Origin of the sequence: Gluconobacter thailandicus F149-1 = NBRC 100600 (assembly GCF_000964465.1) — a bacterium.
In the GTDB taxonomy this organism is placed as follows: domain Bacteria; phylum Pseudomonadota; class Alphaproteobacteria; order Acetobacterales; family Acetobacteraceae; genus Gluconobacter; species Gluconobacter thailandicus.
Genome location: NZ_BANH01000012.1, coordinates 1 through 6,946 on the forward strand (window position 1 = coordinate 1; position 6,946 = coordinate 6,946).

Below are 6,946 nucleotides of genomic sequence, written 5' to 3' on the forward strand. Positions count from 1 at the left end.
CCGCCGCAAGGCTCTGGATCAGATCCTTTGTCAACGTGACCTAATCAGACACTGTCATTGACGACTGTGCTCAGGACGCCGCAGAGCTCTGGTTAAGTCTATTGCGAGGATGGCTACAAGCTATCGGGGATTGCCGATCACATTAGCGGTCAAATTTAGGCCTTATCCGAGCCTGTTAAGCGATGCTCCTGGATATGGCTGCCGCTTCGTTGAAGCCTGTGAAATCTTCACTTTATCGTCGCCAATGGTTCGAGCGCGAGGTCTCTCGCCGAATGATACCCTGCTGAGGTATTTCATCCCGGGGCCTTTGTTTTAACGCAAGCGGAGGAGAGCGCTATGGGATAGAAACATCATGATATCGCCATGATCAGGCATGTCGTCAGAGTAATACTACAGGAAAGTGGCAATATCTGACACTTTAAGGATTTCTCGTTCCCATCCCACTTCGACATCAGATCTACAGGGTATCGTTTGAAAATGACGGTATTTCTGGGCCGTTAGGTACAAGATATACAAATCTATCTAAATTTGTACTGCCTTTAATCGTGTGTCTGATACACGACGTGATAAGAATGCTGGCCTTGGCGCCTCTGGGTTCAAGATGCAAAGACGTTTATTTCGTTGTGCCTGAAATTGCATCCGAGCCTGACAACGCACTGAAAATTTTTTCCTCTACGTTCGTGAATGATGAATATTCTCCTGGCTTTTCGTGTCCATCCTCGGGGAAACCGTCTACGATGAACAAATAACCGTCGCGGGTCTCTGGATCGAGCCAGAAGCCGGATCGCAGGCCGTAAGCATCGCCCAGATGGCCAACCAGACCACCCTGATACCTGTGCCACGGCATGGTGAGATGGCCCGAAGGGTCGGATGTGCCTGTCAAGTGGATAGTGGCCAGTCCATAGCTGGCAATAGGATAAGTGCCTTCGCCGTTATGCCCGTCGTACCGCCAGGCCGGTTGCAACATCGTGCGAAGCGATTGGGAGGACAGGACGGTTACATTATCAACCGTGCCCCCGCCGAATACGAACTGCGACAGGCGATACAGACCGTCCAGAGATATGCGAAGGCCTCCCTGGGGAGAGAAAATCGTGGCGTTTGTGCCGATCCGATAGTGCGCGGGCGCTTCGGGAACAAAGTGAGCGTTATTGTCTTTTGCTGCTTCGTAGCCGTGTGTCGTGTGCTGGTAGAGGGTTGCAAGCCGTTCCGGATGAGAAAGAAGCGCCGGGTCATAACCCCCGTCAATACCGAGAGGGGTTAGAACATGCTTCTGCTGATAAAGATCGAAACGTTCCCCGCTCACACGTTCGACCATGGTCCCGACAAGGCCGTAACACAGGTTGCAATAGCTGAACCATGCTCCGGGCTTTCGGCCGGGAAGGAAGTGATATGTCGCCATTCCGGGACGGCGTGAGGGATTAAAAAATTCCGAAACAATGTGATCAGCAGGGATCACGTAGTCATCTGCATCAGCGATACTTGCCGTATGGCTCAGCAACATGCGTGGCGTGATTGGAACATCAGGGAAGTCGGGATTACGGAGCCTGAAGCCAAGATAGCGAGACGCATCAGCATCCAGATCAACTTTCCCTTGGTCAACCAGTTGCATCAGACCAATGGCGGTGACGAATTTCGAAACTGAGGCGATCCGAAATAACGTATCCGGCCGCGCAGGTGTGACATCCGATCCGCCTTTGCGCGCAAAGCCGCCGACATAACGATAGGACACGGCTCCGTTATGGATGCGCATTGCGACGATGGCTGCCAGCGGACGCGATTCGCCATGAGTAAGAACTTGTGCCAGCTTTACATCCGTTGAAGGCGGAGAACTGGCACAGGCTGCTCCACTGCTTGTCACGAGCAACAGGGCAGAGAGACATCCAACAAAACGGTGCGTCATTTCTGAACTCCGTCGCTATGAGCGTGGCCGATCATTGTGGCAATGCGTGCGGCTGATCCAGCCGCAAGCGTAAATCCGAGCGCTCCATGCCCAACATTGAGTAACAGGTTCTCGCAACGGCTACGTCCGATGATGGGAATTCCTGTGGGGGTGGCAGGGCGTAGCCCAGTCCAGGGCGTGTCCGGGGTGCCAGATGTACTGACGCCCGGCAGTGTCTGCCTGACGAGACCGCGCAGGGATTCCAGACGGTCAGGGGTGAGGGACCGATCTTCTGCACCGATATCGACCATCGCCGCGACACGCAGAGCATCGCCCAGACGTGCATAGACAATGCGGTTATCGTAATCGGTGACGCTGACGGAGGGGAGTGTTTCAGGTGAGGGGCGCAGTGTCAGGCTGTATCCCTTCAGACCATAAAGTGGAAGCTGGATGCCAAGTGGCGCGGCAATGTCGCGTGAGTTCAGACCTGCTGCAAGAACAACCAGATCCGTCGCAACACGAGTTCCGTCCACCGTTAAAGTACAATTTTTACCCGTTTCCGGCACGAGAGCGGCCTGTCCCGGGAGATAACGAAAGCGTGGAAGGCTCAGAAGCGAGGTTTTCAGGGCCTTGCAGAAAAGATAACTGTCCGCGACTTCATCTTCGGGTGAGAAGACCCCTCCCGCCAGATCAGGTGCAAGATGCGCGAATGCGGGCTCAATTTTTGTACACTCGGCCGGGGACAGAGCCTGTTCCAGCGTGGGGTCCTGAATGGCCGATACCGCTTTCCGGAAGGCTGTATGATTCCGATAAAGGACAAGCTTTCCCGCTTGACGCCAGAAATATCCGTCCAGCCCCTCCGCGCGCCATGTCGCCATTTCTGCCTGGCTCTCAAGTCCGAGCTGCAAGAGCAATGTCGCATTCCTGCGATTGGTCGAACGATTGCAGGCCGAGAGAAACGAGAGCATCCAGCGCCATTGTTTTGGGTCAGCTCTGAGGCGGAGCGAAACCGGGGAGCCGGGTTTCAGCATCCAGCCAAGCGCCTGACGCGGTATTCCGGCATCCGCCAAAGGCCTGACATATCGGTAACTGAGCTGGCCGCCGTTGGCGTAGCTCGCTCCCAGACCGACATCTTCGTTCTGCTCGATCAATGTGACGTCATGGCCAGCCCGGATCAGGGCGTAAGCCGTTGAAAGGCCGACCACACCGCCGCCGATAACCGCGATATGCTGCTTCACCGTGCTGCCTCATGGAGTGTTGGCTCTATTTTTCGGGGATGCAGATCCTGCGCATCGAAACTGAAATCCGACCCCAGGAGCTTCATGGTCATGCCGGTGACTTTGCCTTCAACGTTCCTTTCAAACTGAACATAGGCATCATCTTCCCCATCCTGCTCGCGATTGTCCCATCGAACAACGAACAGGTCATGCGGTAGAGAATGCAGGGTGCCACTTAAGCCCTCAGCCTTGGAGAAAGTCAGCTGTAAGTCGTTGCCACGTTCCGTGACAAACATCAGGCCGCGCCAGTCATCCTTATAATCTCCCAGATAATCCTGCTGCTGTGCGGCTGAAAGTGTTACAAACGGCCGTGCTGGCGATCCTGGTCCGGTCGAGGCCGCCGCAGTCACATCCCGGATTTTGGCTTCGTCTTCCTGATGCTTCCAGTAGCCGATCCAGTCATTGCTGTGCCCGGTTGCAATGCGTGCGCTCAGTGTTGTGGCCAAAGCGTAGGTGGCGTTGTGGTCATCGTGATTGGTCAGGATCACGACAGCGCTTTTCAACTCAGGCAGGAACGTAACATAGCTGACCATTCCGCCGATGGTTCCGGTGTGCCAGACACGCTTGTGCCCAAAGAAATCTTCCATGAACCAGCCATAGCCGTAGGCGCGAAAATGAGTGCCCGTCAAAGCCGCCATGTCTGGCAATGGAAGCAGAGCATGGGGGGACCAGAGCGTATCTCGGCTTTCTGTACTGAATATGCGCTTGCCCTCAGGTGTCTGTCCGCCACTTAGATAGACCTGAGCCCATCGTGCCATGCCGTCCACGCTGCACCATATGCCGCCCGCAGGCGCCACGGCAGGGAACTGACGAGCGGCCTTCTCGGGTAAGGGAGAGTGATCGCCCTGTCCGGTAGCAACGTCCGGCTCGCCTTTATAGGGCGGTGTAGACTGACATGCGGGCAGACCGGCGGTATCAATAAGACGGGTTTGAACGACATCTTCCCACCTATGGCCCGTAACCTTCTCAACAAGAGCACCAGCTACAACGTAGAGCAGGTTATTATAGGCGTAATCGCTTCGGAAAGGGGCGGTGAACGGCATATGTTCAAGCCCCGACAGAACGTCTTTTCGCGTGAACGTACTGTGGGAGAACAGCATCAGATCTCCGGCACCCAATCCCATGCCGCTGTGATGGGTCAGCAGATCCGATACGCGGAAATCACGTGTGATCCATGGGTCGGAGACGCGAAATTCCGGGAGGTGATCAATAACACGATCATTCCATTTCAGTGTTCCGGCATCCACAAGCTGCGCCAGAGCAGTCGCGGTGAATTCTTTGCTATTGGACCCGATGGCGAACAGAGTGCGGCTGTCTACTGGCAGACTGCCGGGGTCTTCTGAGCGTTGCCCGTATCCATGGCTGAAAACGATCTTTCCGTCCTGTACGATGGCGACGGCAATACCAGGGACATTGAAAGCTGTACGTGTGCGCTGAACAGTTGCATTGACATCCTGCGTTGTCAGACCTGAGGGAAGGTCTATGCCCTTAACCTGATGGAAAGGGAGGAGGAGCAGCGCCCCGGAAAGGATAGTCATTCCATACAGGGTACAACGCTTCATCATGGCCGCTCAGTCACTCCCGCCTTCTGACCGGCTCAGGAATGAACCGGGATGCACATTCCAACAGATAAAGCATGGAATGCGGACCCCTGTCCCATGACGAGATATATGCGGCTGATAACCTTAAGCTAAATCATCTCGTTCAGTTGGCGTAGATCACAGTCCAGTTCGTGCTGCATCAGCGTGAGAATATCTCGTGAGATATGCGAGAGAGCGTAATCTGCCCGATACAGGACCGTGCATGTAACATTTAGCGATGGAGAAAGGGCGCAGGGACGTGGCAACCCTGGATGGTGCATGACCGTCAGGGCGTCCACGATCGCACAGCCAACGCCAAGACGGACCAGTTCTGCTGCCATGAAATGTGTACGCACACGAATGGCGGGGGTCATCGTCACGCCGGCTTCGTCCAGCGCGATATCGAGCAGGTCGGCTGTCGGATCCTTTTCGGACAGGCCCAGATAGCGATGGTGATCAATATCTGTCAGCGCTACGGGGCCGCTTTCCCGCTCTTTATCAATCAGTACCAAGGGGATATCGCCGATATGCTGGGCGGTGAGACCTTCGCGGGAATAATTTCCGAAAACCACGCCGAGATCGAGATCGTGATTGAAAATCCGCGATACGATCTCGGACCCATGCAAAGTATCAATCGTAACATCCGTGTCAGGATGGCTGGCGCAATAGCTTCGCACCACTCGTGGGATGAGGCTTAACCCTAGGCTCGGGACACACCCCACGCGAATGGAATGTCCATCCCGGGCATAGCGCAGGTTATAAGTCAGGCGACGCAGGTCGGAAAGCTTGCCGAAAATGGCGTTGACATGCGGTAGCATGATCTGCGCCTCCCGCGTGGGGATCAGTCGGCCGCCCTTTCGTTCAAACAATGCGAAACCAAGGGAGTGCTCCGCGTATCGGAGAACCTTGCTAGCAGCAGGCTGCGAAACGTGCAGGACTTCGGCGGCCTTCCGCAACGACCCTGTCGTCATGATCGCGTAGAAGACTTCGATCTGACGTAATCTCACGATGACTAATCTCCAGGGCGCGAATGGGGAACAATGTTTCCCCCGAGACAGGGGCTGAGTCTTCTTAACGCTCTTGCGACATTTTGGGAATATTACAGGAACAGCATCGTTTTGGATCGGTTATTTCTTAACCTCAGTCTATCACTGGCTAAAAAAAATCAGCGTAGACGCATAATGTATCGAATACGTAACATCATCCTGCAGCGCCATTTCGAGGAGCACGAGTGATGTCGGCGATAAAATTTTCAGGTAAACCGGGAAGGAAATCTCGTTATCTGTTTACGACGAGTATCCTCGGCATTGCTGTCGCAAGCATTGTTCCATACGGAGCAAATGCAGCCACGAAATCGGATCAGCCTGCCAAGTCTCGGCATGCTTCACCGCATGCTGTTTCCCAGCCAAAAGCGGCTTCAAGTCAACGGCACAGTACGATTGAGAGTGCTGATACTGAATCGATCTCGGTCAGTGTATCCCGTGTCCGCAGTCACGGCCCAGAAGTCGCTGTGACGCGCAAAGTCATGGACCGGTTTGTCGAGGGGACAAACCCGATGCAGATCCTCGCCATGACAACCCCGGGAGCAAATTTCACGTCGACCGATGCCTTTGGCCTCGATACCTATGGTAACACGTTCTACGTGCGTGGGTTCACCCAGATGCAGATCGGGGCAACGCTGGATGGCATACCTCTGGGAACGCAGGGTTTTGCCAATAACAATGGTGTGTCCATCACGCAGGCCATGATCCAGGATGATGTCGCCGGAATGACAATGTCGCAGGGAGCGGGCGCCCTGGATTCATTTTCTGCCCAGAATCTCGGCGGTGCGATGACTTATATGTCTTCCGACCCCAAGGACAAGGCAGGGGGTAAGATCAGCCAGACTTTTGGCAGTTATAACGCGTATCGAACCTATGCCCGTGTGGACAGCGGTATCCTGAACCCGACAGGCACGAAGTTCTATGCTTCCTTTGCCCGTACTGACACCGACCTTTGGAAGGGGGCAGGAGGCCAGAGCGAATTGCAAGCAGATGCAAAAATCGTCCAGCCTGTTGGGCAGAATGGGAAGATCACCGGCTTCTTTGGCTACGGCAACTTTCAGCAGATGAACTACCTGACGCTCACCAAAAACATGTGGCGACAGATGGGGCGCGATACAACCTACCTAGGCTCAGGACCCATTGATTTTTGTAGGGAATTTTGATTCA

The 6,946-nt window shown here is 54.7% G+C and carries 4 protein-coding genes and 1 pseudogene; 1 reads left to right on the forward strand and 4 read right to left on the reverse strand.

The features are described from left to right. Positions 1-613 precede the first annotated feature (613 nt). From B7444_RS04100 to B7444_RS04115, 4 genes are all read right to left on the reverse strand, one after another. A complete protein-coding gene (locus B7444_RS04100) occupies positions 614-1,900 on the reverse strand; it encodes a serine hydrolase domain-containing protein (RefSeq protein WP_007284639.1) in 1,287 nt (428 codons plus the stop codon). Continuing rightward, positions 1,897-3,117 (reverse strand): FAD-dependent oxidoreductase, encoded by a 1,221-nt coding sequence (locus tag B7444_RS04105; protein WP_007284640.1) that lies wholly within the window; start codon positions 3,115-3,117, stop codon positions 1,897-1,899. Before B7444_RS04105 ends, B7444_RS04100 begins: the two co-directional genes overlap by 4 nt. Then, positions 3,114-4,721 (reverse strand): serine hydrolase, encoded by a 1,608-nt coding sequence (locus tag B7444_RS04110; protein WP_035730723.1) that lies wholly within the window; start codon positions 4,719-4,721, stop codon positions 3,114-3,116. Before B7444_RS04110 ends, B7444_RS04105 begins: the two co-directional genes overlap by 4 nt. 125 nt (positions 4,722-4,846) lie before the next feature. After that, positions 4,847-5,743 carry a LysR family transcriptional regulator gene (locus B7444_RS04115; RefSeq protein WP_007284642.1) on the reverse strand — a complete coding sequence of 299 codons (897 nt, stop codon included), beginning with the start codon at positions 5,741-5,743 and terminating at the stop codon, positions 4,847-4,849. A gap of 227 nt (positions 5,744-5,970) precedes the next feature. Between B7444_RS04115 and B7444_RS04125 the strand changes: the two are divergent. Next, positions 5,971-6,906 (forward strand): annotated as a pseudogene (locus B7444_RS04125) (TonB-dependent receptor plug domain-containing protein); the annotation flags it as partial. Positions 6,907-6,946: the final 40 nt, after the last annotated feature.